Genomic DNA, 26,250 nt, shown 5'->3' with positions numbered 1-26,250 from the left:
CCGACGCCTTGCACGTGCGGCGGTTTTCGACTTTCCTTGGGCAAACGAGGGGTAGTCGTTTCATGCGCCTTATGTCGCTCACGCCTGAGCTTGTGTCACTGTGTCATCGCGAAGAGGTCGATCCCGGACCCGACTGCAGTTGGACGCAGCTGAACGATGAGGATTTTCGCACGCTTGCCTTACGGCTCTCCGACGAAGCCGATGCGGGGCCGTTATGGGTGTTCGCCTATGGCTCGCTGATCTGGAAGCCGGCTTTCGAGCCCGTCGAACGCCAGCGCGCCACTGCGTTTGGCTGGCATCGCTCCTTCTGCCTCGACATGGTGCGCTGGCGCGGCAGCGTCGCGCAGCCGGGGCTGATGATGGCGCTCGAACGCGGCGGCCGATGCGACGGCGTCATCTACCGCCTGCCCGACGGCGACAAGCCGCAGCAGATCGAAAGATTGTTGCGGCGCGAGATCGACGACCATGAGAGTGTCAGCTCGGTCCGGTGGGTTCCCGTGCGCACGGAGCAGGGCCGGATACGGGCGCTCGGCTTCTGGGTCGGGGTGACGGGCAGGGGAACCTCGCTTGGGCAGCCGCTAGATCGGGTGGCGCGGGTGTTGGCGCGGGCCTGCGGCCATGTCGGCTCGGGTGCGGAATATCTCTACAACACCGTCAGCCACCTCGAGGAATTCGGCATCCGCGACCGCAATCTGTGGCGGCTGCAGCAACTGGTTGCCGACGAGATCAGGTCGATTCATGGCGGCCCCTCAGATGCCAGCCTACAGCTGGCACCTTCGTAGCGAACAGCCACCAATCTTGGCCTGTGCCGGAGCGTATGCGGTTTCAAGGCGTTTCGCTCCTCGGGTGATCAGATCCAAGAAGGAGTGGCTTCACGAGCAATGACCTCAACCGTGCATTCGAGACTGAGCAGCAGAAAATGCGTACAGTCTACTGTCGGGCCAAGTGTCGATCGCAACCAATGCGAGTTCTCCACTCGCAGGATCGGCCACCTGTAGGAGGCTTGCCTGCCAGATCCAATCAATGGGATCGAGGTGTCCGCACGGATTTTGGTCAGTCCCAGCATGTCATCATGGGCAGCCAGGGCTACTACCCCTTGAAAATCGATCTTGAGAGTTCGTTTCGATGTCCCGAAGTCGCCTTCGACGGTCAGCTCAAAGTTATTGTCGGATTTTAGACGCCACACCTGACAGGCAGCCAGAGGTAAATCTCCCACGGGCTCCCACCGGTGAGCCGTCTCCCTATCATCGGTCATCGTCTTCTCCGTTGAATGAAAGCCGCGCATCGTGCTCAAGCGCCCTATCATTTCGCGCTGGCCTGGAACAGCTTGCCGCGACTTGGAGCTTGTCGCGCTCCCCTCTTTGAGGACGCAACCGTCACTCATAACATGAGCAACTAAATCATATTATCAGCTAGTCTTTTCAGCGGCTTGGGTCGAAAATTGACCAATTGATAAAAAAATAAAACGTGCTAGCCTTTCCCAAAACGAAAACATGGGGAACTGACGATGCCAGAAGGCCAGTTCAAGGACGGCATTGCCGGCGGCCGGCTTGCCGCCGACCAGTACGCCGAGAATTTTTCCGACCTGCATCCGCCGCTCGATCACCACGAGGCGCTGGTCGAATCAGACCGCTGCTATTTCTGTTACGATGCGCCGTGCATGAATGCGTGCCCGACCTCGATCGACATTCCCCTGTTCATCCGCCAGATATCGACCGGCAACCCGATCGGTTCGGCCAAGACGATTTTCGACCAGAACATATTGGGTGGCATGTGCGCCCGCGTCTGCCCGACCGAGACGCTGTGCGAAGAGGTCTGCGTGCGCGAGGTGGCGGAAGGCAAGCCGGTGCAGATCGGCCGCCTGCAGCGCTACGCCACCGATGTCGCCATGGCCGAGCACAAGCAGTTTTATTCGCGCGCTGAATCGACCGGCAAGTCGGTCGCCGTGGTCGGCGCCGGTCCGGCCGGCCTAGCCGCGGCGCACCGGCTCGCCCGCCATGGCCACGAGGTGACCATACTGGAAGCCCGCCCGAAGGCCGGCGGCCTCAACGAATACGGCATCGCCGCCTACAAGAGCATCGACAATTTCGCCCAGGCCGAGGTCGACTATGTCACGGGGATCGGCGGCATCGATATCCAGAACGGCAGGGCGCTCGGCCGCGACTACCAGCTGTCGGATCTGATCCGGAATTACGATGCGGTGTTTCTTGGCATGGGACTTGGCGGCGTCAACGCGCTGCGCGCAGATGGCGAGGAGGCCGATGGCGTCGTGAATGCGGTCGAGTTCATCGCCGAGCTACGCCAGGCCAGCGATCTCGCGAGCCTGCCGGTCGGCCGGCGCGTCGTCGTCATCGGCGGCGGCATGACGGCGATCGACGCCGCGGTGCAGTCGAAGCTGCTCGGCGCCGAGGAGGTGACGATCTGCTACCGGCGCGGCCAGGAACACATGAACGCTTCCGAGTTCGAGCAGGATCTGGCAGCCGCCAACGGCGTCACCATCCGCCACTGGCTGCAGCCGAAGCGGGTCATCGCCGAGGCTGGCAAAGTGTCGGGCATCGAGCTCGAATACACCGCCATGAACGGGGACAGGCTTGCCGGCACGGGCGAGACGCTGACGCTTACCGCCGACCAGGTGTTCAAGGCGATCGGCCAGAGCTTTGTGCCGGCGGCACTTAACGGCAGCGGTGCTGCGATCGAACTCGAAGCCGGCCGCATCAAGGTCGACGCGGAAGGCCGCACCTCGCTCGCCAATGTCTGGGCCGGCGGCGACTGCATTTTCGGCGGCGACGATTTGACGGTCTCGGCCGTCGCGCAAGGCCGCGACGCGGCGGAGAGCATCAACCGGGCACTGGCTGGAGGAAGCTGGAATGCCTAACGTCGTCAAGTTCGTTGGAGCTTTAAGCACGAGCCTGTTGCTGTTTTCTGCCAACGCCTCGGCGGCTCATCGTGTGACCAGATATTTTGATCAACCGGACGTTCGCGCAGGGGAGGCGTTCTCTCCTATGCTTGGGTGCGGGAACGAGGAGCTCATCTCTGGAGGTTACGCGCTTGATATCCCGCCGGCCAACCCTACTGCGTTGGTTGTATCGGCAAGTTATCCGTTTAGCGACCATGTGTGGCAGGTCGTCGTCCGAAACGTTTCGAGTGAGCCTGTAGCAGTTCAGATGACTCTTGTTGTGATCTGTAGCTAGCGGAGAGAGTTATGACCGACATCCGCAACAATTTCGTCGGCATCAAATCGCCCAATCCGTTCTGGTTGGCCTCGGTAAAGCCGACCCGCTTGATCAACCGGGCACTGCGATGATCGCGCCGATCCTCGCTGCCGTCATCGGCACCGCGGCAATGCCGGCGGCTTCACCGGACTATTGGCTCTATACGCAATGGTGTGACGCGAAGGGTGAAGAGCGGATGTCCGTCGAGGCATCCGGTGTCGGCTTCAGCGAGCACACGATCTGCCAATGGACATCCGGGCCGCCAAGCGGCGATCATGTTGAGACAAGGATTTCATGCGCCAGCGTCTATCTCAACGGGGACGAGACCGTGCGCATGGATGAAAAAATGGTCGGGCTGGAAGCGCGCAAGGGCGATCCGGACCAGATCACGGTAACGGTCGAAGGTGAACCGCCATCGGTTTTTCTTCGATGCGAGGAATGATCCGATAGGCAACGCTTTAAGGTGGCGGTAAGCCCGCCACGGCCAGAGGAGAAAGACCCATGGCAGACATTCGCAACAATTTCGTCGGCATCAAATCGCCCAATCCGTTCTGGCTGGCTTCGGCGCCGCCGACCGACAAGGCCTACAATGTCATCCGCGCCTTCAAGGCGGGCTGGGGCGGCGTCGTGTGGAAGACGCTGGGCGAAGAAGGTCCGCCGGTGGTCAACGTCAACGGCCCGCGTTATGGCGCGATTTGGGGGGCCGACCGGCGCCTGCTCGGCCTCAACAATATCGAGCTGATCACCGACCGCGATTTGCAGGTCAATCTGCGCGAGATCAAACAGGTCAAGAAGGACTGGCCCGACCGCGCCATCGTCGTCTCACTGATGGTGCCATGCGTCGAGGAAAGCTGGAAGGCGATCCTGCCGGTGGTCGAGGAGACCGAAGCCGACGGCATCGAGCTCAATTTCGGCTGCCCGCACGGCATGTCGGAACGCGGCATGGGCGCGGCTGTCGGCCAGGTGCCTGAATACATCGAAATGGTAGTGCGCTGGTGCAAGGCCAACACCCGCATGCCTGTCATCACCAAGCTGACGCCGAACATCACCGATGTGCGCAAGCCGGCGCGCGCCGCACTCTCCGGCGGAACCGACGCGGTGTCGCTGATCAACACCATCAACTCGATCACCGGCGTCGACCTCGACAGTTTCGCGCCGCAGCCGACCATCGACGGCAAGGGCTCGCATGGCGGCTATTGCGGCCCGGCGGTGAAGCCGATCGCCATGAACATGGTGGCCGAGATCGCCCGCGATCCGGAAACGCGCGGCCTGCCGATCTCCGGCATTGGCGGCATCACCACCTGGCGCGATGCGGCTGAATTCATGGCGCTCGGCGCCGGCAATGTGCAGGTGTGCACGGCGGCGATGACTTACGGCTTCAAGATCGTGCAGGAGATGATCGCCGGTCTCGAAAACTGGATGGACGAGAAAGGCCACGCCTCGCTCAACGACATTGTCGGCCGCGCCACGCCCAACGTCACCGACTGGCAGTATCTCAACCTCAATTACATCGCCAAGGCGCATATCGACCAGGACGCCTGCATCAAATGCGGCCGCTGCCACATCGCCTGCGAGGACACTTCGCACCAGGCAATCACCAACATGGTCGACGGCGTCAGGCATTTCGAGGTGATCGAGGCCGAATGCGTCGGCTGCAATCTGTGCGTCAATGTCTGCCCGGTCGAGAACTGCATCACCATGGAGCCGCTGGCCGCCGGCGTCATGGACCAGCGCACCGGCAAGCCGGTGTCGCCGATCTATGCCAACTGGACGACGCACCCGAACAACCCGATGGCCAAGGTGGCCGCAGAGTAAGGAACGGGTCGAAGAAAAAAGCGGCGCTTTCGAGCGCCGTTTTTCATTTTACTATTGCAGATAAAATCTATCTAGGATAAAAGATATCCATGAATAGGAGCGCAACATCGTGAAACTGGGCGAGGGTGTAGAAGCGGCCATCCATTGCGCGGCCACACTGGCCAGCGTGGAGGGCAACAGCACGATACCGGGTGCTGCTTTGGCAGAGTCCTTCGGCCTGTCGCCGAGCTATCTGCTGAAACATCTGAACCAGCTGACTGCTGCGCGCATCCTGGAATCGGTGCCGGGACCGGCGGGCGGCTACCGGCTGGCGCGTCCGGCCGAGCGCATCACGCTGCTCGATATCGTGCTTGCGGTCGAGGGTCGCGAGCCGGCCTTCCGCTGCGGCGAGATCCGCCAGCGCGGCCCGGTCAAGATCGATGCTTCGGCCTATGTGAAGCCGTGCGGCATCAATGCCGCGATGCTGAAAGCCGAGCGTGCCTATCGTGCCGCTCTCGCGGAAACCCGGTTGTCCGACATCGTGGCTGACTACAAGGCCGAAGGCGATCCGCGATCGTTTGCCGCCAGCTGTGCCTTTGTGGCGCGCCATCAGCGGCCGCAGAAACCCGCTTCGACCAAACAGATTTAATCCCCCGCAAACAGATGTGAAAGGAAAGACGATGAAACAGAGACTGCAATTCTTCGCCAAGGCGCCTGAGATCATGAAAGCCGTGTCGGCGCTCAACAAGGCGGTCGACGAATGCGGGCTTGAAGTGAGCCTGCTGCATTTGATCAAGCTCCGCGCCTCGCAGATCAATGGCTGCTCCTACTGCGTCGAGATGCATAGCCGCGAGGCGAGGCGCGATGGCGAAACCGAGACACGGCTCTATCTGGTTTCGGCCTGGAAGGAATCGCCGCTGTTTTCCGAGCGCGAACGCGCGGCGCTTGCTTGGACCGAGGCAACGACCCTGATCGCCAACAATGGCGTTTCGGACGAACTCTATGCCCGCACGCTAGAGCACTTCTCGGAAGAGGAACTGGTCAAGCTGTCGGTCGCGATCGGCATGATCAACACCTGGAACCGGCTCTGCATCCCGTTCCACGCCATTCACCCGATGCCGGCTGCCAAAGCAGCCTGACCGTCCGGTTAGTCATGGAGCGCCGTGGAAAGGGCGGCGCTCCACCTGTTTCATGCTTAAGTACGGGGAAGATTTCATGCCTGTCGATTTGCCTTCGACCTTTTTGTTTCTCGGCCGCCTGTTGCTCGGCGGCGCCTTCGTTTGCGCCGGCCTGCGCAATGTTCAGAACGAGACCTTCCTGACAGGGCTGATGACCGCGCGCGGCGTGCCGCAGGCGAGATTGGCGTTGTGGGCCGGCATCGTCCTGCAGACCATTGCCGGCGCGCTGTTGATGGCCGGCCTGTGGACTGCGACCGCCTGCGCCGTGCTGCTGCTGTTTCTCATCGTCGCCACGCCGATGTTCCACAATTTCTGGGACCATCATGGCCCGGACCGGGCGTCGCGCATCAACGGTTTCGTAGGCAACGTCGCACTGGCCGGAGGCCTTCTCACGCTGATCGCGCAGTCGCTGTAAGGTCACGCCGCGTAGCGCAGGCCGCCGTCGCAGGTCAGCACCTGGCCGGTCATGAAGCCGTTGGAGACTAGAAAGGCGATTGCGCCGGCGACGTCTTCGGCGCGGCCGATCCTGCCCACCGGGGTTTTGCCGGCATATTCGCTGAACACCGCCTGCCGCTGGTCTTCGGCCAGGAAATCCCACCACGGCGTGTCGATGACGCCGGGCGCCACGACATTGACGCGCAGCGGCTTCAGTTCGACCGCCAGGATCGGCACCACCGTCAACAGCATGCCGTTGACGGCGGCAATGCCAGCCACGCCGGGCGCCGACAATTGTGCCGACACCGCCGAGATGAAAGTGACCGATCCCGATCTGTTGAGCGTCGGCAAGGCAGCCTGCAGGCAGGACAGCTGCGGCCTGACTTTCTCGTCGACGCCGCCGGCGATGTCTGAGAGATCGAGGGTTTCGAACGGCCCAAGTCCCTTGCCGCCGCTGGCAGCCAGCACGAGGTGATCGAACGGTCCGAGTTCCCCAAAGAAATGGCGGACTTCATCCGGCTTCGAAGCATCGAAGGCAGCTTTTTCGGCGGCGCCGCCGAGGCTCTTCCAGGCGCTGGTGAGCTTGTCCTGGCTTCGTCCGGTGATGGTCACCTTCATGCCTGGGCCCAGCAGTTTTCGCGCCGTTGCGAGGCCGATGCCGGATGAGCCGCCGATGACGACCGTGTGTTCGATCTTGCCGGTCATGAATGCTGTTCCTTCGATTTTGCGGAGACTTGGCCGACGAAGTCGAGGCTCAGGGTTCGCAATTGCTGTCTGGCCTTGGCGTCATAGGCTTGTGCTTCGGCGCGGGATTCCTTTAGGCCATCGAAATAGAGGCCACTGCGGCCCTCCAGGGCGGGCGATGTCGCGAGGTTGAGAATGGCGTCGGCGCCGGTCTCGACCGAGCTCCATGGCGTTACGCCGGCTTGGCGGACCATGGTGGTGTTCATGTAGCTCGCTGGATGCAGAGCGTTGACGGTGACGCCGCTGCCTTTCAACTCTCCGGCCAGGTCGATGGTGAACAGGATCTGCGCCAGCTTGCTCTGGCAATAGGCGCGCACGCCGTCATAGGAACGTGTCAGCATGACATCGCCGAAATCGATCGCCTGCTGGCCGGCCGAAGCGACGTTGATGATGCGCGCCGGCGAACTCGCCTTGAGCAGCGGCAGCAGTTCCGAGGTCAGCAGGAAACCGGCGAGATAGTTGACCGCAAAGCGCAGTTCGAAGCCGTCGGCGCTGAGCTGTCGCTTGGCGCCGGCCGTGCCGATGCCGGCATTGTTGATGAGGATGTCGAGCCGGTCGGTTTTTGCGCGTACGGCCTCGGCCAGGCGGCGGACCTCGGCTAGCGAGGCGAGGTTGGCGGCGAGGAACTCGGCCTTGCCGCCGGCGGATTCGATTTCTGCGACGGTTGCCTTGCCGCGAGCCGCGTCACGGCCATGCACCAGCACGCGCGCGCCGCCGGCGCCCAGCCTTTGCGCGACGACACGGCCGACGCCGTCGGTCGAACCGGTGATGAGGATTGTCTTGTCTTTCAGATCCATATTCAGAGCCTCCATCTCTCTGGATGGAAGATGGGGCGCCTGACCCAGCCCAAACAGTTCAAACTTTATCCTGGTATCAATACTGCTATAATAGCGCTCATGGATGCCCCCACGCACTCCGCTGAAGACAGCCGCCGGCGCGAGCTTGGCGCCTTCCTGCGCTCGCGCCGCGAAAGATTGACGCCGTCCGCCACCGGCATCGCGACCGGCCTGCGGAGACGCACGCCAGGCTTGCGTCGCGAGGAAGTGGCGATGATCGCCGGCGTCGGCACCACCTGGTACACATGGCTAGAGCAGGGGCGCGAGGTCAGACCCTCGGTGGAGGTGCTAGCGGCGCTCAGCGAAGCGCTGCGCCTCGACGCCGTTGAAAGGCGGCATCTGTTCATCCTGGCAGGCCGCCAGCAACCGGAGAACCGCGTGGCTGCGCCGGAAAAGGTCGATGGCCCGCTAATGCATATGCTGGAGAGCCTGGTGCTGCAGCCGGCCTATGTCGTCGGGCGGCGCTGGGATGTGCTGGCCTGGAATCCGGCGGCGGTAGCGGTGTTCGGTGATTATGGCCTGCTAGAGGGCGACGCCCGCAACATCGTCCACATGGTGTTCACCAATCCGCATCACCGGCGCCTGCTGGTTGACTGGGAGCAATTGGCGCGCACCGTGCTGGCCTCGTTCCGGGCGGAAAGCGCCCGCTATGTGGGCGATGCGGATTTCGAGCGGCTGATCGTGCTTATGACGCGCTCAAGTCCGGAGTTTCGCGACTGGTGGCCGCAACGCGACGTGGCACGCCGATTGTCGGGGGTGAAACATGTCCGACATCCGAGCGCCGGCGCCATGACGTTCGAGCATATGAGCCTGTCGATCGACGACGGCTCGGACATGAAGCTGATCGTCTACACGCCGCTGGCCGAACAGAATTCGATCGAGAAGCTGCAGAATTTGCTTGAGGCGATGCCGGCGGAGCGCCGCAGCGCCTGACGCCCAAGGTCAGCCCTTCGGCTTCAGCCCATCAATGAACAACTGCTCCAGAAACCGCGCCGCATCCTCGAAGCGGCCGTCGCCGCCGCGATCGGCGCCGAGCACGGCACGGACCTGGACATCGAAATCGGCATAGTGCTGCGTCGTCGCCCAGATCGAAAAGATCAGGTGCCAGGGATCGGTGCGGGCGATTTTTCCCGCGCGCATCCAGCCCTTGATGACGTTGGCCTTCTCGTCGACCAGCGTTTTCAGCTCACCCGCCAGCAGCGGCATGATGCGCGGCGCGCCTTGCAGGATCTCGTTGGCGAACAGCCGGCTTTCCCTGGGAAAATCACGCGCCATTTCGAGCTTGCGCCGGATGTAGCTCCTGAGCTCGGTCAGGGGGTCGCCGATGTCGTCGAGTTCACGTAGCGGCGCCAGCCACGTCGCCAGCAGCCGCTCCATCAGCGTTTCGTGGATGTCTTCCTTGCGGCGGAAATAGTAGAGCAGGTTCGGCTTCGACATCCCGGCGGCCTCGGCGATCTGGTCGATGGTCGAACCGCGAAAGCCGTTGGCGGAGAAGACTTCGAGGGCTGCCTCCAGGATCAGTTCGCGCTTTTCCTGCTGGATGCGGGTGCGGCGAGGGGCTGAGCCTTCCATGGCGCCGCTCACCCCTGCAAGCCTTGGCCGAGCGGGTCATCTGGACCAATTCTCTGGACCAGTTTTTCTCTTACCCGTGGAGCGCACTTCGCAGGCCGCATTTCCGCTAGTAATCCCTTGACCGCCGACAGGGCGGTGCTAACGTTTGTCCAATCGGTCAAAAATTTGCGTAGCATGAAAACGCAGCAAAGACCAAGCTTTGGAAAGACCAAGCGTTAGCCGCACCGAAACAGGTTACAAGGGGAAGTCTTGGTCATGTCCAACCGGCTGAAAGTCACGCCGAACGATCTCAGCGCATTCTGGATGCCGTTCACGGCAAACCGGCAGTTCAAACAGGCGCCGCGCATGTTCGTGTCCGCCAAGGACATGCACTACACCACCAGCGACGGCCGCAAGGTGCTCGACGGCACCGCCGGCCTCTGGTGCGTCAATGCCGGCCATTGCCGTCCCAAGATCACCGAGGCGATCCAGCATCAGGCCGCCGAACTCGACTATGCGCCGGCCTTCCAGATGGGTCACCCGATCGTGTTCGAACTGGCCAACCGCCTGGTCGACCTCGCGCCCAAGGGCATGGACCATGTCTTCTTCACCAATTCCGGTTCGGAATCGGTGGAAACCGCGCTGAAGATGGCGATCGCCTATCACCGTGTGAAGGGCGAGGGCGCGCGCACCCGCCTGATCGGCCGCGAACGCGGCTATCACGGCGTCAATTTCGGCGGCATTTCGGTCGGCGGCATCGTCACCAACCGCAAGATGTTCGGCACGCTGCTCGGCGGCGTCGACCACATGCCGCACACGCATCTGCCGGAAAAGAACGCCTTCTCCAAGGGCGTGCCGGAATATGGCGCCGAACTCGCCAACGAGCTGGAGCGCATCGTTGCCCTGCATGACGCCTCGACCATCGCCGCCGTCATCGTCGAACCGGTCGCCGGCTCCACCGGCGTCATCCTGCCGCCGAAGGGCTATCTGCAGAAGCTGCGCGAGATCTGCACCAAGCACGGCATTTTGCTGATCTTCGACGAGGTCATCACCGGTTTCGGCCGTCTGGGCGCGCCGTTTGCTGCGGATTATTTCGGCATCACGCCCGACATCATGACCACCGCCAAGGGCGTCTCGAACGGGGTCATCCCGATGGGCGCGGTGTTCGTGAAGAAGGAAATCCACGACGCCTTCATGACCGGCCCCGAGCACATGATCGAGTTCTTCCACGGCTACACCTATTCGGGCAATCCGATTGCGTGCGCCGCGGCACTCGGCACGCTCGACACCTACAAGGAAGAAGGCCTGCTGACCCGTGGCGAGGAACTGGCGCCTTACTGGGAAGATGCGCTGCATTCGCTGAAGGGCGAGCCGCATGTCATCGACATCAGGAATATCGGCCTGATCGGCGCGATCGAACTGGCGCCGATCGCCGGCAGCCCGACCAAGCGGGCCTTCTCGGCCTTCGTCAAGGCGTTCGAGCGCGGCGCGCTGATCCGCACCACCGGCGACATCATCGCGCTGTCGCCGCCACTGATCATCACCAAGGGCCAGATCAACGAATTGATCGACCATGTCAGAGAAGTGCTGAGGGCGATCGATTGACAAACCGGGCGCGGATAGCCCTCCCCCTCGAGGGGAGGGTGGCCGCGAAGCGGTCGGGTGGGGTCGGTGCGACCGGACGCCGACCTGCTCTTTTGTTCCGAGGCCGCTCCTGATGCCCCGTACCCGCGTGAGCTTCGAAATGCGCCAAAAGGCGCGAGCGCTTCGAATTCACGCGACCAAGGGAGAATCGCTGCTGTGGTATGAACTGCGGGACCTGAAATCAGCCGGCATCAAGTTTCGCCGTCAGTGCCCGATTGGCCCGTACATCGTGGATTTTGCCTGCTTGGCGGTGAAGCTGATCGTTGAGGTCGATGGCGACATGCACGAACACGACAGGGGTAGTCGGCACGATGCCGTTCGCGATGCTTATCTGCGATCGCTCGGATTTGAAGTCTTCCGTGTTGACGAGCCCGATGTCATAAACAGCGCTTGGCACGTCGCGCAGGTGGTCAAAGAGAAGGTCGCGCGCGTCGCGGGCGACCCCACCCGACCGCTTCGCGGCCACCCTCCCCTCGAGGGGGAGGGGGACGCCGCCGCCCCGCAACCGATGAGGTTTTAGAGCATGGCCGCCCCAGGCGAGAATCTGCGAATCAATTCAGACCGTTTGTGGGATTCCATCATGCAGATGGCGAAGATCGGCCCCGGTATTGCCGGCGGCAACAATCGCCAGACCGTGACCGACGAGGACGGCGAGGGACGGCATCTGTTCAAGCGCTGGTGCGAGGCGGCCGGGCTCGAAATGGGGCTTGACGAAATGGGCACCATGTTTGCCCGCCGGGAAGGCGCTGATCCCAGCCTGCCGCCGGTTTATGTCGGCAGCCATCTCGACACGCAGCCGACCGGCGGCAAATATGACGGCGTGCTCGGCGTGCTCGGCGGGCTGGAGATTATTCGCTCGCTTAACGATCTCGGCATCCAGACCAGGCATCCGATCGTCGTTACCAACTGGACCAATGAGGAAGGCTCGCGCTTTGCCCCGGCTATGATGGCGTCCGGCGTGTTCGCCGGTGTGCTCGATCAGGCGGACGTGTATCAGCACACTGATAAACAGGGCAGGAAATTTGGCGAGGAGCTGGAGCGCATCGGCTGGAAAGGCACCGAGAAAGTCGGTGATCGCAAGATCCACGCCTTCTTCGAACTGCATATTGAGCAGGGGCCGATCCTCGAGGACGAAGGCATCGACATTGGCGTCGTCACCCACGGCCAGGGCCTGAAATGGCTGCAGGTAACGCTGACCGGCAAGGAGGCGCATACCGGCTCGACCCCGATGCCCAAGCGCCGTAATGCCGGGCTCGGCATGGCTCGGGTCATCGAACTGGTGCACGAGATCGCCATGGACTACCAGCCCGACGCCGTCGGCGCGGTCGGCCACATGGAGGTGTTTCCGAACTCGCGCAACATCATCGCCGGGCGCACCGTCTTCACCATCGACATCCGCTCGCCCGAGAAGGAAGTGCTGGACGCGATGGATGGGCGCATACGCGAAGGCATCGACACAATCTGTGAGGCGCTCGACATCCAGTACAAGGTCGAGCAGGTCGGCGCTTTCGATCCGGTCACCTTCGATGCCGGCTGCGTCAAGGCGATCCGCGACGCCGCCGATCGGCTCGGCTATTCCCACCGCAACATCGTCTCCGGCGCCGGCCACGACGCCTGCTGGATCAACCGCGTTGCGCCGACCGCCATGGTGATGTGCCCCTGCGTTGACGGGTTGTCACACAACGAGGCTGAGGAAATCACCAAGGAATGGGCCGGCGCCGGCGCCGACGTGCTGTTCCATGCGGTGGTAGAGACAGCGGGGATCGTGGCGTGAACTAAGATCTGTATTCAAAACGACGCTCACAAGAAGCGCGAAGAGAACAAGGGAACACGACAATGACCAAAGTCATCCGAAACGGCACCATCGTCACCGCCGACCGCACCTGGAAGGCCGATGTGCTGATGCAGCACGGCAAGATCGTCGCCATCGGCTCGAACCTGCATGGCGACCATGAGTTCGACGCCAGCGGCTGTTACGTCATGCCGGGCGGCATCGATCCGCACACCCATCTCGAAATGCCGTTCATGGGCACCTATTCGGCCGACGATTTCGAGTCCGGGACGCGTGCGGCCCTTTCCGGTGGCACCACGATGGTGGTCGATTTCTGCCTGCCGGCGCCGCAGCAGTCGCTGCTGGAAGCGTTGCAGATGTGGGACAACAAGACCTCGAAGGCTGCCTGCGACTACTCCTTCCACATGGCGATCACCTGGTGGGGCAAGCAGGTGTTCGACGAGATGGCCACCGTCGTCGACAGAGGCATTACCTCGTTCAAGCATTTCATGGCCTACAAGGGCGCGCTGATGGTGGACGACGACGAGATGTACGCGTCGTTCCAGCGCTGCGCCGATCTCGGCGCGCTGCCGCTTGTTCATGCCGAGAATGGCGACGTGGTTGCGGCGCTGTCGCAAAAGCTGCTCGCCGCCGGCAATAATGGCCCCGAGGGACACGCCTATTCGCGGCCGCCGGAAGTGGAGGGCGAGGCGACCAACCGCGCCATCATGATCGCCGACATGGCCGGCGTGCCGCTCTATGTCGTGCATGTGTCCTGCGAGCAGAGCCACGAAGCCATCCGCCGCGCCCGCCAGAAGGGCATTCGGGTTTTCGGCGAGCCGCTGATCCAGCATCTGACGCTGGATGAAAGCGAGTATTTCGACAAGGATTGGGACCATGCGGCGCGCCGCGTCATGAGTCCGCCCTTCCGCAACAAGCTGCACCAGGATTCGCTGTGGGCCGGCCTGCAGGCGGGATCGCTGCAGGTGGTGGCGACCGACCACTGCGCCTTCACCACCAAGCAGAAGCGCAACGGCGTCGGCGATTTCACCAAGATCCCGAACGGCACTGGCGGGCTTGAAGACCGCTTGCCCGTGCTGTGGACGACGGGCGTCAACACCGGGCGGCTGACGATGAACGAGTTCGTCGCGGTGACTTCGACCAACATCGCCAAGATCCTCAACATGTATCCTAGGAAGGGCGCCATCGTCGAAGGCGCGGACGCCGACATCGTGGTGTGGGACCCCAGCGCCAAGAAGACCATCACCTCGAAGAAGCAGCAATCGGTGATCGACTACAACGTCTTCGAAGGTTTTGAGGTGACCGGCCTGCCGCGCTTCGTCTTTTCGCGCGGCGAATTGTCGGTCGAGGAAGCGGAGGTCAAGGCCAAGCCCGGCCATGGCGAATTCGTCGCCCGCGAGCCGAACGCGGCGGTCAACCGGGCTCTATCGACCTGGAAGGACATCACCGCGCCGCGCAAGGTCGAACGCACCGGCATTCCGGCGACAGGCGTTTGACGTTGCGGAGCCCGGGGGCGCTCATTTCACTGGTCGTGGCGATGGTGGTCGCTGGTCCGGCAACAGGGGCCGAGAGGCTGGTGGGCTTCTGGGGCAACGATGCCGGTTGTGTCTTTGCAAAGGCCGGCTTTCAGGGCCGCGACGATTATATCGTGCTGACCGCCGAGGGCATCGAGACCTATGGCAGCGGCTGCCGGTTCGCGCAGCAATTGACGTGGGCGCCGGGCACGCAATCACTTGATGCGACCTGTTCCGCCGAAGGCGAGGCGGGGACGACGGCTGAAACCGTTGTGGTCACCAACAAGGGCGAGGGTGGGTTCTTCGTGACCATTCCCGGTCTTGAAGAAATGGGGCCGTTGCAACCGTGTTCGTGACGTTGGAGCTGGGGGAATGAGCGCGCGCGGTTTGGGGCCGTCTGTTGCGATGGTAGTCGTTCTGGCTGCGGGTCAGGCCCTTGCGGCAGGCATCGACCTGACGAAACCCTATGGGGACAAATATGGCTGCATCAACCGCAACGGCCAGGAAGTCGCCGCCGATCGGATGCTGCTTTTGACCGACGAGGCATTGGTCACCGCCGCCAGCGCCTGCACCTTCACGGAGAAGCAAGCGCAGGCTGATGGTTCGCTGGTGGTGACGGCGACATGCGAGGCCGAAGGTGAAGACGGACAGGAGCCGACCAAATTCACCATCAAGCGCAGCGCCAAGAACGCCAAGAAGCTGACGGTCGCCGACGAGGACGGCAATGTCATGGGCGAAGTGGCGCGGTGCAAATGACGGCAGTCCCGTCAGCGTCAGGCCACCAGCGCATCCAGCTCCGGCAACAGGACGACGCTTTCCTGTTCATTGGGATCGGTGCGGGCGATGACGGCCGAGGACGGGGCGTTGCTCATATTGGCCGGCAGATGCGGTACGCCGGCCGGGATGTAGAAGAGGTCGCCGGCCTTGACGACGATGTGGTTCTCGAGCCTGTCGCCATACCATGTGTGGACCTCGCCCGAGAGCACATAGATCGCCGTCTCATGGCTTTCATGCAGATGCGCCTTGGCGCGGGCGCCGGGCGGCAGGGTGAGCAGATGCATGCAGATGCCGGACGAGCCGACCGTCTCGGCTGCAATGCCGGCAAAATAGGTCAATCCCTGCTTGCCTTCATAAGTGCTTTCAGGACGGATAAGGTGACAAGTGGGTTTGGGCGACATCGGCAAGGCTCCGGGCGTCGAGTGGGTGGGATTGGACGAGTGGAAAGCAACATCAACGCGAATGCAACGGCATTTCATCCTGGGCGGCTGCGAGAGGCAGGCAGCAAGCGATGACGGGACAATCGCCAGCCGTCGTCTCGGCAAGCAAACTTGGCCTTACCTTTCAGACCAATGACGGTCCGGTAGAGGCGCTCTCCAATGTCGACCTGACCATCGGCAAGGGTGAGTTCGTCTCCTTCATCGGCCCATCGGGCTGCGGCAAGACCACCTTGCTGCGCGTCATCGCCGATCTGGAGAAACCGACATCGGGCACGATCTCGGTCAACGGCATGACGCCGGAACAGGCGCGCGAGAAACGCGCTTATGGCTACGTCTTCCAGGCGGCAGCCCTTTTCCCGTGGCGCACGATCGAGCGTAACGTGGCGCTGCCGCTGGAGGTCATCGGCCTTTCGAGAGCGGAGCAGGCCGAGCGCATCAAGCGCACGATGGAGCTCGTCAACCTCTCCGGCTTCGAGAAGAAATACCCCTGGCAGCTTTCCGGCGGCATGCAGCAGCGCGCTTCGATCGCCCGCGCGCTCGCCTTCGACGCCGACCTGTTGCTGATGGACGAGCCCTTCGGCGCGCTGGACGAGATCGTGCGCGATCATCTCAATGAACAGCTTCTGGAATTGTGGGCGCGCACCAACAAGACGATCTGCTTCGTCACCCATTCCATCCCCGAGGCGGTGTATCTGTCGACGCGCATCGTCGTCATGTCGCCGCGCCCAGGTCGGGTTACCGACATCATCGAATCGACGCTGCCAAAGGAGCGGCCACTGGACATCCGCGAGACGCCGGAATTTTTGGCGATCGCGGCCAGGGTACGCGATGGCTTGAGGGCAGGGCACAGCTATGATGATTGAGGGGGCGAACGACCGGCTGGCTCCTCTCCCCAACGGGGAGAGGGTGGCCGGAGCGAAGCGGAGGTCGGGTGAGGGGGCGGCGCCGACGGATCCGACCAAGAGAAATGTCGGGGCAACCGCTCGCGCCCGAAAGCTGCGGTTTGACGAGACCGAAGCTGAATACCGGCTTTGGGGGGAATTGAGAGGACGTCATCTCAACGGCTACAAATTTGTGCGGCAAGTGCCGCTCGGACCTTTCATCGCGGACTTCGTCTGCCGCGAGCAGGGGCTGATTGTCGAACTTGATGGCAGCCAACACGCGGAATCACTGACCGATCCCGCCAGGACAGCCTGGCTGAACGGACAAGGTTATTCGGTTCTGCGCTTCTGGAATCACGAAGTTTTGGCTGAGCGCCGAGCGGTCCTGGATACGATCTTGGCTTGTCTCGACGGAAAGATTTCTACCCCCTCACCCGACCTCCGCTTCGCTCCGGCCACCCTCTCCCCGTTGGGGAGAGGAGGGCGCCCCGCTGGCGAGGCGCGCTAGATGGACACCTTCCGCGAAAAACTCATCCCCGTGACCTCCATCCTCCTGGGCGTGGTGGTGCTCTGGTATGTCTTCGCCGTCATCCTAAACGCGCCCTTCCAGCGCGACCTCGACCGGCGCGCCGGGGAAACCCACGACACCGTCGAAATCATCGGCAAGACGCTGTCGCAGCCCAAGCCGACGCTGCCGGCGCCGCATCAGGTGGCGGTGAACTTCTTCGAGGACACCTTCCTGCGGCCCATCACATCGAGCCGCAGCCTTGTCTACAATGCCTGGGTGACCCTGTCGTCGACGTTGCTCGGCTTCGCCTTCGGCACGGCGCTCGGCATCGTCATCGCGGTCGGCATCGTGCATGTGGCGACGCTCGACCGCAGCCTGATGCCGTGGATCATCGCCTCCCAGACGATTCCCATTCTGGCCGTGGCGCCGATGATCATCGTCGTGCTGGGGGCGATCGGCATCAGCGGTCTGATCCCAAAGGCGATGATCTCGACCTACCTGTCGTTCTTCCCGGTGACGGTGGGCATGGTGAAGGGCCTGCGCTCGCCCGAACTCATGCATCTCGACCTGATGCACACCTACAATGCCAGTGTCTCGCAGACCTTCTGGAAGCTGCGGGTGCCGGCCTCGGTGCCGTTCCTGTTCACCTCGATGAAGGTGGCGGTGGCGGCGAGCCTGGTCGGCGCCATTGTCGGCGAACTGCCGACCGGTGCTGTCGCCGGCATCGGCGCCAAGCTTTTGGCAGGTGCCTATTACAGCCAGTCAATCGACATCTGGTCCGCCCTTGTGGCGGGCTCGGTGGTGGCGGCCCTTCTGGTCATGGTGGTCGGCATAGCCGGGCGCCTCGTTGACCGCGCCATGGGCGGGAGGCCGGCATGAACTGGCTGAAGCCCTCCTGGCAAGCCGTGCTGGCCGTTGCGCTGTGCCTCGTCGCCGTCGCGCTCGGTGCGATGTCGAAGCCGGAAGCGGCCGCCCTTGCAGACCCGACGGCAAGCTTCGACTACCCCTATTTCGGGATAAAGACCCCGATGATCGGCCTGGCCGTGCTGGCAGGGCTGATCTCGATGATCAGATTTTCGCCGCTGGCCGAGGCTGCGGTGCTGTTCATCGGCGCTCATCTCGTCGCCTGGATGCTGATCTCGGGCATTACAGGTTTCGAAGGCACGGCATTGGCGCCGTATTTCCTGCTGCTCGCCGCTGCCTGGCTGCTGGCATGGCGCTGTGTGGCGGTGCTGTCGGGGCTTCGCCCGATGGCAAAAGGGGCGCGGATGGCGCTGCGCCTCATCATCCCGGCGATCTTCGGCGCCTGGATCCTGATCATATGGGAAGCGATGACGCGTGGCGCCGGCATTCCCTTCATCCTTTTGCCGCCGCCGAGCGCCATCGGTGTGCGCATCGCCAGTTCCCTGCCGGTGCTCGGCGCCGATATCAGGCAGACCATCTTCAAGGCGGTGCTCTTCGGTTATGTCATCGGCAGCGGCGCCGGCTTCCTGGTGGCGATTGCGGCCGACCGCGTGCCGTTCCTGCGCCGCGGTCTGCTGCCGATCGGCAATATGGTCTCGGCGCTGCCGATCATCGGTGTGGCGCCAATCATGGTGATGTGGTTCGGCTTCGACTGGCCGTCCAAGGCCGCGGTCGTCATCATCATGACCTTCTTCCCAATGCTGGTGAACACGGTTGCCGGTCTTGCCGCCTCCGGCCATATGGAGCGCGACCTGATGCGCACCTATGCGTCGGGCTACTGGCCAACACTCTTGAAGCTCCGGCTGCCGGCGGCAGCGCCCTTCATCTTCAACGCGCTGAAGATCAACTCGACGCTGGCGCTGATCGGCGCCATCGTCGCCGAGTTCTTCGGCACGCCTGTGGTCGGCATGGGCTTTCGCATCTCGACCGAGGTCGGGCGGATGAACATCGATATGGTCTGGGCCGAAATCGCAGTTGCAGCACTGGCGGGTTCGGTCTTTTATGGCGTGGTCGCTCTCGTCGAGAGAGCCGTCACGTTTTGGCATCCCTCTGTCCGTGGTGGATAGGGCGGTGGGTTCGGGTGTTAACTTCAGAGGGTAAAAACATGAAAAGACTGATCATTCCGATGCTGGCCGGCGCGATGTCGCTGGCCGCGTTCCAGGCAATGGCCGCCGACAAGGTGACCTTGCAGCTGAAATGGGTCACGCAGGCGCAGTTTGCCGGCTACTATGTCGCCAAGGCCAAGGGTTTTTATGAAGCAGAAGGCCTCGACGTCGACATCAAGCCGGGCGGTCCCGATATCGCACCCGAGCAGGTGATCGCCGGCGGTGGCGCCGACGTCATCGTCGACTGGATGGGCGGGGCGCTCGCCGCGCGCGAAAAGGGCGTGCCGCTGGTCAACATCGCCCAGCCGTTCAAGAAGGCCGGTATGGAGCTGGTCTGCCCGAAGGACGGCCCGATCAAGACCGAAGCCGATTTCAAGGGTCACACGCTGGGCGTCTGGTTCTTCGGCAACGAATATCCATTCTACGCCTGGATGAACAAGCTCGGCCTGAAGACCGAAGGCGGCCCGGATGGCGTCACGGTTCTGAAGCAGAGCTTCGACGTGCAGCCGTTGATCCAGAAGCAGGCGGATTGCATTTCGGTCATGACCTACAACGAGTACTGGCAGCTGATCGATGCCGGCTACAAGCCGGACCAGCTCACCGTGTTCAACTACTCGGCGATGGGCAACGACCTGCTTGAGGACGGGCTCTATGCCTCGGAAGACAAGCTCAAGGATCCGGCTTTCGAAGACAAGATGGTGCGTTTCGTGCGCGCCTCGATGAAGGGCTGGAAATATGCCATCGACAACAATGACGAGGCCGCGGGCATTGTCATGGACGGCGGTGGCCAGGACGAAAACCACCAGAAGCGGATGATGAGCGAAGTCGCCAAGCTGATCGACAATGCCGACGGCAAGCTCGACCCGGCGACCTACGAGCGCACCGCCAAGGCGCTGCTCGACCAGAAGATCATCACCAAGGCGCCGACCGGCGCCTACACCACGGCCATCACCGACAAGGCGATCAAATAAGCCTGGCCAGGCAATTTCGACCTCGAGAGCGGCGCCTTTGACCAAATGTCAGAGGCGCCGTTCCTTTATGGTGTTCATGACGAAGCTGGTCTCAATCGAGGCGACGCATTTCAGCCGCGCGATCTTTTCCTTGATGAAGCGCTCGTACTGTTCGAGGCTGCCGGTCACCACCTTCAGCACATAGTCGCGCGACCCGGTGACGAGGTGGCATTCCAGCACCTCCTCCCACCCGCGGATGGCGTCCTCGAACATGACGATCTCGTCCTCGTTCTGGCGGCTGAGCCGAACGGTGGCGATGGCGACCATGTTCCAGCCGAAGGCTGAGGGATCAACCAGCGTGGTATAGCCCCTGATGATGCCGGCCTCCTCCAGCCGGCGTACCCTCCTCAAACATGGCGACGGCGACAGGCCGATGCGCTCCGCAAGCTCATTGTTGGTGATGCGGGCGTCGGCCTGCAGCTCGCGCAGGATCTTGCGGTCGAAATCGTCGGCTATCTTCTGCTGCACTTTTGCTCTCGCTCGGCAATTTGTTGCCGGGATGCAGCCATGCGAGGCCGAAAATAGCAAGGACTGGTGGACCGGGATCGCATAAATTGCTGCACGAGACTCCTCCAGATGCAGGAAAAGCCATGACCGCGCCGCGCCCGTCGAAAACCCACATCGGCAACCACAAGCTCCATCCGGAAACGTTGATGTTGAGCTATGGCTTCGATCCGCAGCTGTCGGAGGGCGCCGTCAAGCCGCCGGTGTTCCTGACCTCGACCTTCGTGTTCAAATCGGCGGAGGAGGGGCGCGACTTCTTCGACTACACATCCGGCCGCAAGGAGCCGCCGAGCGGCACGGCGTCCGGCCTGGTCTATTCGCGCTTCAACCATCCCAACTCGGAGATCGTCGAGGACCGGCTGGCGGTCTATGAGGGAACGGACGCCTGCATCCTGTTCTCGTCGGGCATGTCGGCGATCGCCACGACGCTGCTCGCCTATGCCCGCCCGGGCGATGTCATCTTGCATTCGCAGCCGCTTTACGGCGGCACTGAGACGCTTTTGACGCGCACGCTGTCCGGCTTCGGCATCGGCGCGGTCGGCTTCGCCGACGGCGTCGACGAGAAGGCGGTGCGGGCCGCTGCTGATGCAGCGGTGGCGAAGGGGCGTGTCTCGGTCATTCTCATCGAAACGCCGTCAAATCCGACCAACAGCCTGGTCGACATCGCACTGATCCGGAAGTTTGCCGACGAGATCGGCGCAAGCCAAGGATCAACGCCGATCATCGTCTGCGACAACACGCTGCTCGGCCCGGTGTTCCAGCGACCGATCGAACATGGCGCGGATGTCTCCGTCTATTCGCTGACCAAATATGTCGGCGGCCATTCCGACCTGATCGCCGGTGCGGCGATGGGCAGCAAGGCGGTGACCAAGCCGATCAAGGCGCTGCGCGGCGCCATCGGCACGCAACTCGACCCGCATTCCTGCTGGATGCTCGGCCGCTCGCTGGAGACGCTGTCCATCCGCATGGAGCGCGCCAACGACAATGCGCGGCTCGTGGCCGAATTCCTGCGCGATCACGCCAAGGTCGAGAAGGTGCATTACCTGCCGTTCCTGGGCGAGGACACGGCAGCGGGACGGGCCTACAAAGCGCAATGCAGCGGCGCCGGCTCGACATTTTCTTTCGATATCAAAGGCGGAGAGAAGGCGGCCTTCGCCTTTCTCAACGGGCTGCAAATATTCAAGCTGGCGGTGAGCCTCGGCGGCACGGAGTCACTCGCCAGCCACCCGGCGGCCATGACCCATTCCGGCATCCCCTTCGACGTGCGCCAGCGCATCGGCGTGCTGGAGACGACGGTCAGGCTGTCGATCGGCGTCGAGCATCCGGACGATCTTATCGCCGACCTGACGCAGGCGCTGGCAGCGGTCTGACTGCTGACGAAGGTCGGCGGGACAGCACCCCCCTCTGTCCTGCCGGACAGAGGGGTGTGTGACGGAACTCGGCCTATACCCTTTGTCGGCACTCAGCTCTTGTCGCGGATCTGCGTCATCGTCCGCGTCGGCGTGATCGCCTCGGGATCGAGCCTGATTTCGACGATCGCCGGCTTGCCGCTGGCGCGGGCCCGCTCGAAGGCGGGGGCAAAATCTGCCGTGTTCTCGACCGTCTCGCCGTGGCCGCCATAGGCGCGGGCAAGAGCGGCAAAGTCAGGGTTCTTAAGATCGGTGGCGACGACGCGGCCGGGATAGTCGCGCTCCTGGTGCATGCGGATGGTGCCGTAGATGCCGTTGTTCACGACGATAACGATGATCGGCAGGTCGTATTGCACGGCGGTAGCGAATTCCTGTCCGTTCATCAGGAAGCAGCCGTCGCCGGCAAAGGCGATCACGGTGCGGTCGGGATGGAGCGCCTTGGCGGCGACCGCAGCCGGGGTGCCGTAACCCATCGAACCGGAGGTCGGCGCGCCTTGGGTGGCGAAGCGGCGGAAGCGGTGGAAGCGGTGCACCCAGGTGGCGTAATTGCCGGCGCCGTTGGTGAAAATGGCGTCATCGGGCAAAATCTTTTCCAGATAGTTCATGATCGGCCCCATCTGGACCGGGCCGGGGCCGGTCTCAGGCGGCGTCGACCAGTCGAGGTAGGCAGCGTGTGCTTTCGCTGTCTCATCCGCCCAGGCTGGCGTGGAGGTTGGCTTGCGCTTGGCAAAAGCCTCGACGAAGGCCGAAGGCGAAGCGTTGATCGCCAGGGTCGGCCGGTAGACGCGGCCGAGTTCGCCGGCATCGGCATGGACATGGACCAGCGTCTGGTCGGGGTAAGGGCTCTTCAGCAACGTATAGTCGGAGGACGGCATCTCGCCCATGCGGCCGCCGATCAGCAGCACCAGGTCGGCCTGCTTGATGGCGGTGGCCAGCTTCGGGTTGATGCCGATGCCGACATCGCCGGCATAGTTCGGGTGCAGATGGTCGAACAGCATCTGGCGGCGGAAGGAGCAGCCGACCGGCAGCGACCAGGCCTCGGCAATGGTGCGCATACGTGCCACCGCTTCCTCGTCCCAGCGTGTGCCGCCGAGGATGACGAAGGGACGCTTGGCTTTGGCCAGAAGCTTTTCCAAAGCATCGAGTTCGGCTTCGCCGGGCCGGGTTTCGACCGGCGTGTGCGGCAAGGCCGCGGGCGCGTCGACAAGACTGGTCAGCATGTCCTCCGGCAGCGAGACGACGACGGGGCCGGGGCGGCCCGATGTCGCGACAGCAAAGGCGCGGGTGACGAGTTCGGGGATGCGCGCGGCATCGTCGATCTCCACCACCCATTTGGCGATGTCGCCGAAGAAGCGCTTGTAGTTGACCTCCTGGAAAGCCTCGCGCTCCTTGGCGTGGCTGGCGACCTGGCCGATGAACAGGATGACGGGTATCGAATCCTGCATGGCAATGTGAATGCCGGCCGACGCATTGGTGGCGCCGGGGCCGCGGGTGACGAAGCAGATGCCGGGCTGGCCGGTCAGCCGCCCCTGGCAGTCGGCCATCATGGCGGCGCCGCCTTCCTGTCGGCAGACAATGGTGCGGATGGGCGAGTCATGCAATGCGTCGAGCACCGCGAGATAGGATTCGCCGGGCACGCAGAAGATGCGGTCGGTGCCGTTCGCCTCGAGTGCGTCGACAATCAGTTGTCCACCGGTCTTCATCGTCCAGACTTCTCCAGTTCGGCAAGAATTTCTTCGGTATGTTCGCCAAGGCGTGGCGAAGGGCGTTCATAGACCAGCGGTGTGCCGGACATCACCATCGGCGCGCGCACCGAGGGCAGACGATTGCCATGGCCATCGTCGAGGTCGAGGCGCATGCCGCGTGCGATCGTCTGCGGGTCGGCAAACATCTGGCCGATATTGTTGATCGGGCTCGCCGGCACGCTTGCCGCTTCGAGCTTGGCCAGCAACGGGTCTCGATCCCAATTCTTCAGCGTCTCGATCAAGTGCTCGCGCAACTTCACCCGGTTGGCGACGCGGGCCGGATTGGTGGCGAAATCGGGATTCGCTGAGAGATGGTCGAGCCCGACGGCGGCGCAGAATTTGGCGAACTGGCCGTCATTGCCGACCGCCAGGATTATGTGACCGTCCCTGACCGGGACAACCTCATAGGGCGCGATGTTCATATGCGCATTGCCCATCTGCACCGGCGCCTTGCCGGAGACGAGATAGTTGAGGTTCTGGTTGCCGAGTGCGGAAATCTGCGTGTCGAACAGGGCCATATCGATATGCTGGCCTTCGCCGGTCTTTTCGGCATGGCGAAGCGCTGCCTGGATGGCGATCACCGAATAGAGGCCGGTGAAGATGTCGGAAATAGCGACCCCGGCCTTTTGCGGCTCGCGCCCGACCTCGCCGGTGATCGACATCATGCCGGCCATGGCCTGGATGATGAAATCATAGCCGGCGCGTGGGGCGTAAGGCCCGTCCTGGCCGAAGCCGGTGATCGAGCAGTAGACGAGCTTTGGATTGATCGCCTTTAGGCTCTCGTAATCGAGCCCGTATTTCTTGAGGCCGCCGAACTTGAAGTTCTCGATCAGAACGTCGGCCGTGGCAACCAGCCGGCGCACCGTCTCGGCCCCTTCGGGCGTCGAGAAATCGACCGCGATGGAGCGCTTGCCGCGATTGCAGGAGTGGTAATAGGCGGCCGACAGGTTCTCGCCATCATGGCTCATGACGAAGGGCGGACCCCATTTGCGGGTATCGTCGCCGCCATCGGGGCTCTCGACCTTGATGACATCGGCGCCGAGATCGGCCAGCAATTGTCCTGCCCACGGGCCGGCCAGGATGCGGGCGAGTTCGACGACGCGGACGCCTTTCAGCGGAGGTTCAGCCATAAATCACCTAAAACGGGTCGGAACCGCAGCCTCTATCAACCCGGGATGCCGCTGTCACGGGCCTTGCGGTGGGCCAGCGATGTCAGCGTTTCAACACACCATCGGCCCACGCGGCAAAATCGTTCATGACGGTGTCGCGGTTCACCTCGTTCAGGCTTTCGTGGCGGGTGTCGGCGTAAATTTTTGAAACCAGATTCGAAAAGCCCATCGCGCGCATGCGTTTGGCGAGATGATCGATGCCCTTGCCATACTCGGAGGCCGGATCCTTCTCGCCGCCGACGATGCTGACGGGCAGGTCGCGCCTGATGCCGGCAAAGCCCGCATCCATGCCGCCTTTCTGCGTCATCTCCACGACGTCGCGCCACATCGAGATCGAGGCATCCCAGCCGCACAGCGGGTCGGCAATGTACTTGGCCACTTCAGCCTCGTCGCGCGACAGCCAGTCGAACAGCGTCTTGTGGTTGGGCACCGCCTTGCCCCAGGCCTGGAAGGTCAGTTTGGGCAAGACGCGTGAGGGAACATCGGAGCCGAGCCTGAAGCGCTCATAAGCGAGGATGGCGAGTGCAAGCTGACCAAGCAGGCCTTGTGAGAAATTGCCGTTCCAGATCGCCGCGGCGTGGACGCGCGGCGAGTGCGCCAGCAGGTAGTTGAGCGCCACCGACGCACCCATCGAATGGCCGAACAGGATGACCGGCAGGCCGGGCTGCTCCTTCGCAATCAAATCGTGGACTGCGTCGACATCGGAGATCACCTTGGCCGGGCCGCTTGTGCCGGCGAATCTGCCGAGCGGGGCATCGGGCGCCTTGGTCGCGCCATGGCCGCGATGGTCGTGGACGTAGACATGAAAGCCGCGGGTGCTGAGGTAATCGGCGAAGCGGGCATAGCGCGCGGCGTGTTCGGCCAGGCCGTGATTGACCTGGACTACCGCGCGTGGAGAGCCCCCCGCGTGCTTCACATAGAGATTGAGCGTGGCCCCGGTCGGTGAGGCCAGCGTCGTCTGCTTGTCAAATGCCATGTCTCGCTCCCTTGGCGACTGTTGGGCGACGGCGTGACCGACGTCAAGGGGAGGTCGAAATC

At 62.9% G+C, this 26,250-nt stretch carries 30 protein-coding genes; 21 read left to right on the top strand and 9 right to left on the bottom strand.

Going from position 1 to position 26,250, the window contains the following annotated elements:
* Window positions 1–62: 62 nt before the first annotated feature.
* The gene (locus NKI05_RS19285) at window positions 63–782 is read left to right on the top strand and encodes a gamma-glutamylcyclotransferase (RefSeq protein WP_023668199.1); all 720 of its coding nucleotides are present in this window, start codon (window positions 63–65) and stop codon (window positions 780–782) included.
* 68 nt (window positions 783–850) lie between these two features.
* Here NKI05_RS19285 and NKI05_RS19280 read toward each other — a convergent pair whose 3' ends face one another.
* Window positions 851–1,294, bottom strand: a complete 444-nt coding sequence (locus tag NKI05_RS19280; RefSeq protein WP_155929634.1) for a hypothetical protein — start codon at window positions 1,292–1,294, stop codon at window positions 851–853.
* Window positions 1,295–1,507: 213 nt separating this feature from the next.
* On the opposite strand from NKI05_RS19280, the gene NKI05_RS19275 reads away from it, so the two are divergent.
* The 7 genes from NKI05_RS19275 (at window position 1,508) to NKI05_RS19250 (ending at window position 6,599) form a co-directional block, all read left to right on the top strand.
* Entirely contained in the window at window positions 1,508–2,875 is a 1,368-nt protein-coding gene (locus NKI05_RS19275) for an NAD(P)-dependent oxidoreductase (protein WP_023815596.1), read from the top strand.
* Entirely contained in the window at window positions 2,868–3,191 is a 324-nt protein-coding gene (locus NKI05_RS32265) for a hypothetical protein (RefSeq protein ID WP_023729384.1), read from the top strand. The genes NKI05_RS19275 and NKI05_RS32265 overlap by 8 nt, the downstream gene beginning before the upstream one ends.
* A gap of 109 nt (window positions 3,192–3,300) precedes the next feature.
* On the top strand, window positions 3,301–3,654 hold the full coding sequence (locus NKI05_RS19270) for a hypothetical protein (RefSeq protein ID WP_023668203.1): 354 nt from the start codon (window positions 3,301–3,303) through the stop codon (window positions 3,652–3,654).
* A 59-nt stretch (window positions 3,655–3,713) separates the two neighbouring features.
* Window positions 3,714–5,027: an NAD-dependent dihydropyrimidine dehydrogenase subunit PreA gene (gene preA, locus NKI05_RS19265; protein ID WP_023729383.1), complete on the top strand. Its 1,314-nt coding sequence runs from the start codon at window positions 3,714–3,716 to the stop codon at window positions 5,025–5,027.
* Between the two features lie 109 nt (window positions 5,028–5,136).
* Entirely contained in the window at window positions 5,137–5,655 is a 519-nt protein-coding gene (locus NKI05_RS19260) for an RrF2 family transcriptional regulator (protein WP_023668205.1), read from the top strand.
* 31 nt (window positions 5,656–5,686) lie between these two features.
* A complete protein-coding gene (locus NKI05_RS19255) occupies window positions 5,687–6,145 on the top strand; it encodes a carboxymuconolactone decarboxylase family protein (RefSeq protein WP_023668206.1) in 459 nt (152 codons plus the stop codon).
* Between the two features lie 76 nt (window positions 6,146–6,221).
* Window positions 6,222–6,599 carry a DoxX family protein gene (locus NKI05_RS19250; protein WP_023815595.1) on the top strand — a complete coding sequence of 126 codons (378 nt, stop codon included), beginning with the start codon at window positions 6,222–6,224 and terminating at the stop codon, window positions 6,597–6,599.
* Window positions 6,600–6,601: 2 nt separating this feature from the next.
* Here the strand turns inward: NKI05_RS19250 and NKI05_RS19245 are convergent, their stop codons facing one another.
* Window positions 6,602–7,324, bottom strand: a complete 723-nt coding sequence (locus NKI05_RS19245) for an SDR family oxidoreductase (protein WP_023668208.1) — start codon at window positions 7,322–7,324, stop codon at window positions 6,602–6,604.
* On the bottom strand, window positions 7,321–8,160 hold the full coding sequence (locus NKI05_RS19240) for an SDR family oxidoreductase (RefSeq protein WP_023668209.1): 840 nt from the start codon (window positions 8,158–8,160) through the stop codon (window positions 7,321–7,323). The genes NKI05_RS19245 and NKI05_RS19240 overlap by 4 nt, the downstream gene beginning before the upstream one ends.
* A 99-nt stretch (window positions 8,161–8,259) precedes the next feature.
* Between NKI05_RS19240 and NKI05_RS19235 the strand changes: the two genes are divergently transcribed.
* A complete protein-coding gene (locus NKI05_RS19235; protein ID WP_023697054.1) occupies window positions 8,260–9,132 on the top strand; it encodes a helix-turn-helix transcriptional regulator in 873 nt (290 codons plus the stop codon).
* Between the two features lie 9 nt (window positions 9,133–9,141).
* Here the strand turns inward: NKI05_RS19235 and NKI05_RS19230 are convergent, their stop codons facing one another.
* Window positions 9,142–9,771: a TetR family transcriptional regulator C-terminal domain-containing protein gene (locus NKI05_RS19230; protein ID WP_023697053.1), complete on the bottom strand. Its 630-nt coding sequence runs from the start codon at window positions 9,769–9,771 to the stop codon at window positions 9,142–9,144.
* 255 nt (window positions 9,772–10,026) lie between these two features.
* On the opposite strand from NKI05_RS19230, the gene aptA reads away from it, so the two are divergent.
* From aptA to NKI05_RS19200, 6 genes are all read left to right on the top strand, one after another.
* On the top strand, window positions 10,027–11,355 hold the full coding sequence (gene aptA, locus NKI05_RS19225; protein ID WP_023815593.1) for an omega-aminotransferase AptA: 1,329 nt from the start codon (window positions 10,027–10,029) through the stop codon (window positions 11,353–11,355).
* 112 nt (window positions 11,356–11,467) lie between these two features.
* On the top strand, window positions 11,468–11,914 hold the full coding sequence (locus tag NKI05_RS19220; protein ID WP_023725396.1) for an endonuclease domain-containing protein: 447 nt from the start codon (window positions 11,468–11,470) through the stop codon (window positions 11,912–11,914).
* A 3-nt stretch (window positions 11,915–11,917) separates the two neighbouring features.
* Window positions 11,918–13,168 (top strand): Zn-dependent hydrolase, encoded by a 1,251-nt coding sequence (locus NKI05_RS19215; RefSeq protein ID WP_023744579.1) that lies wholly within the window; start codon window positions 11,918–11,920, stop codon window positions 13,166–13,168.
* Window positions 13,169–13,230: 62 nt separating this feature from the next.
* Window positions 13,231–14,682, top strand: a complete 1,452-nt coding sequence (hydA, locus tag NKI05_RS19210) for a dihydropyrimidinase (protein WP_023699634.1) — start codon at window positions 13,231–13,233, stop codon at window positions 14,680–14,682.
* An 80-nt stretch (window positions 14,683–14,762) separates the two neighbouring features.
* Window positions 14,763–15,056, top strand: coding sequence for a hypothetical protein (locus NKI05_RS19205; RefSeq protein WP_245260000.1), 294 nt, complete (start codon window positions 14,763–14,765; stop codon window positions 15,054–15,056).
* A gap of 16 nt (window positions 15,057–15,072) precedes the next feature.
* Entirely contained in the window at window positions 15,073–15,456 is a 384-nt protein-coding gene (locus tag NKI05_RS19200; protein ID WP_031197044.1) for a hypothetical protein, read from the top strand.
* A gap of 17 nt (window positions 15,457–15,473) precedes the next feature.
* Here the strand turns inward: NKI05_RS19200 and NKI05_RS19195 are convergent, their stop codons facing one another.
* Window positions 15,474–15,878: a cupin domain-containing protein gene (locus NKI05_RS19195; protein WP_031196380.1), complete on the bottom strand. Its 405-nt coding sequence runs from the start codon at window positions 15,876–15,878 to the stop codon at window positions 15,474–15,476.
* A gap of 110 nt (window positions 15,879–15,988) precedes the next feature.
* Here NKI05_RS19195 and NKI05_RS19190 point away from each other — a divergent pair, with 110 nt between their 5' ends.
* Genes NKI05_RS19190 through NKI05_RS19170 form a run of 5 tightly spaced genes read left to right on the top strand, consistent with a single transcriptional unit; the run spans window position 15,989 to window position 20,346 of the window.
* Window positions 15,989–16,780 (top strand): ABC transporter ATP-binding protein, encoded by a 792-nt coding sequence (locus NKI05_RS19190; protein ID WP_023815591.1) that lies wholly within the window; start codon window positions 15,989–15,991, stop codon window positions 16,778–16,780.
* A complete protein-coding gene (locus tag NKI05_RS19185) occupies window positions 16,770–17,306 on the top strand; it encodes an endonuclease domain-containing protein (protein WP_023815590.1) in 537 nt (178 codons plus the stop codon). The genes NKI05_RS19190 and NKI05_RS19185 overlap by 11 nt, the downstream gene beginning before the upstream one ends.
* Window positions 17,307–18,185: an ABC transporter permease gene (locus NKI05_RS19180; protein WP_352792913.1), complete on the top strand. Its 879-nt coding sequence runs from the start codon at window positions 17,307–17,309 to the stop codon at window positions 18,183–18,185.
* The gene (locus NKI05_RS19175; protein WP_023815588.1) at window positions 18,182–19,336 is read left to right on the top strand and encodes an ABC transporter permease; all 1,155 of its coding nucleotides are present in this window, start codon (window positions 18,182–18,184) and stop codon (window positions 19,334–19,336) included. Before NKI05_RS19180 ends, NKI05_RS19175 begins: the two co-directional genes overlap by 4 nt.
* Window positions 19,337–19,374: 38 nt before the next feature.
* Window positions 19,375–20,346: an ABC transporter substrate-binding protein gene (locus NKI05_RS19170; protein ID WP_023682178.1), complete on the top strand. Its 972-nt coding sequence runs from the start codon at window positions 19,375–19,377 to the stop codon at window positions 20,344–20,346.
* A gap of 48 nt (window positions 20,347–20,394) precedes the next feature.
* Here the strand turns inward: NKI05_RS19170 and NKI05_RS19165 are convergent, their stop codons facing one another.
* Window positions 20,395–20,853, bottom strand: coding sequence for an Lrp/AsnC family transcriptional regulator (locus tag NKI05_RS19165; protein ID WP_023690839.1), 459 nt, complete (start codon window positions 20,851–20,853; stop codon window positions 20,395–20,397).
* A gap of 122 nt (window positions 20,854–20,975) precedes the next feature.
* Here NKI05_RS19165 and NKI05_RS19160 point away from each other — a divergent pair, with 122 nt between their 5' ends.
* A complete protein-coding gene (locus NKI05_RS19160; RefSeq protein WP_023688001.1) occupies window positions 20,976–22,259 on the top strand; it encodes a cystathionine gamma-synthase family protein in 1,284 nt (427 codons plus the stop codon).
* A gap of 92 nt (window positions 22,260–22,351) precedes the next feature.
* On the opposite strand, the gene NKI05_RS19155 is transcribed toward NKI05_RS19160, so the two are convergent.
* The 3 genes from NKI05_RS19155 to NKI05_RS19145 form a co-directional block, all read right to left on the bottom strand.
* Entirely contained in the window at window positions 22,352–24,001 is a 1,650-nt protein-coding gene (locus NKI05_RS19155) for a thiamine pyrophosphate-binding protein (RefSeq protein WP_023714796.1), read from the bottom strand.
* Window positions 23,998–25,173, bottom strand: a complete 1,176-nt coding sequence (locus NKI05_RS19150) for a CaiB/BaiF CoA transferase family protein (RefSeq protein WP_023815587.1) — start codon at window positions 25,171–25,173, stop codon at window positions 23,998–24,000. The genes NKI05_RS19155 and NKI05_RS19150 overlap by 4 nt, the downstream gene beginning before the upstream one ends.
* A gap of 82 nt (window positions 25,174–25,255) precedes the next feature.
* Complete coding sequence (locus tag NKI05_RS19145) at window positions 25,256–26,188, bottom strand: alpha/beta fold hydrolase (protein WP_023725386.1); 933 nt, start codon at window positions 26,186–26,188, stop codon at window positions 25,256–25,258.
* Between the last annotated feature and the right edge of the window lie 62 nt (window positions 26,189–26,250).

The sequence above is a fragment of the Mesorhizobium sp. M0771 genome (assembly GCF_040320155.1).
Taxonomy (GTDB): Bacteria; Pseudomonadota; Alphaproteobacteria; order Rhizobiales; family Rhizobiaceae; genus Mesorhizobium.
Note: the sequence above shows the minus strand (reverse complement) of the source record. Positions and strands in the feature narration are given on the sequence as shown.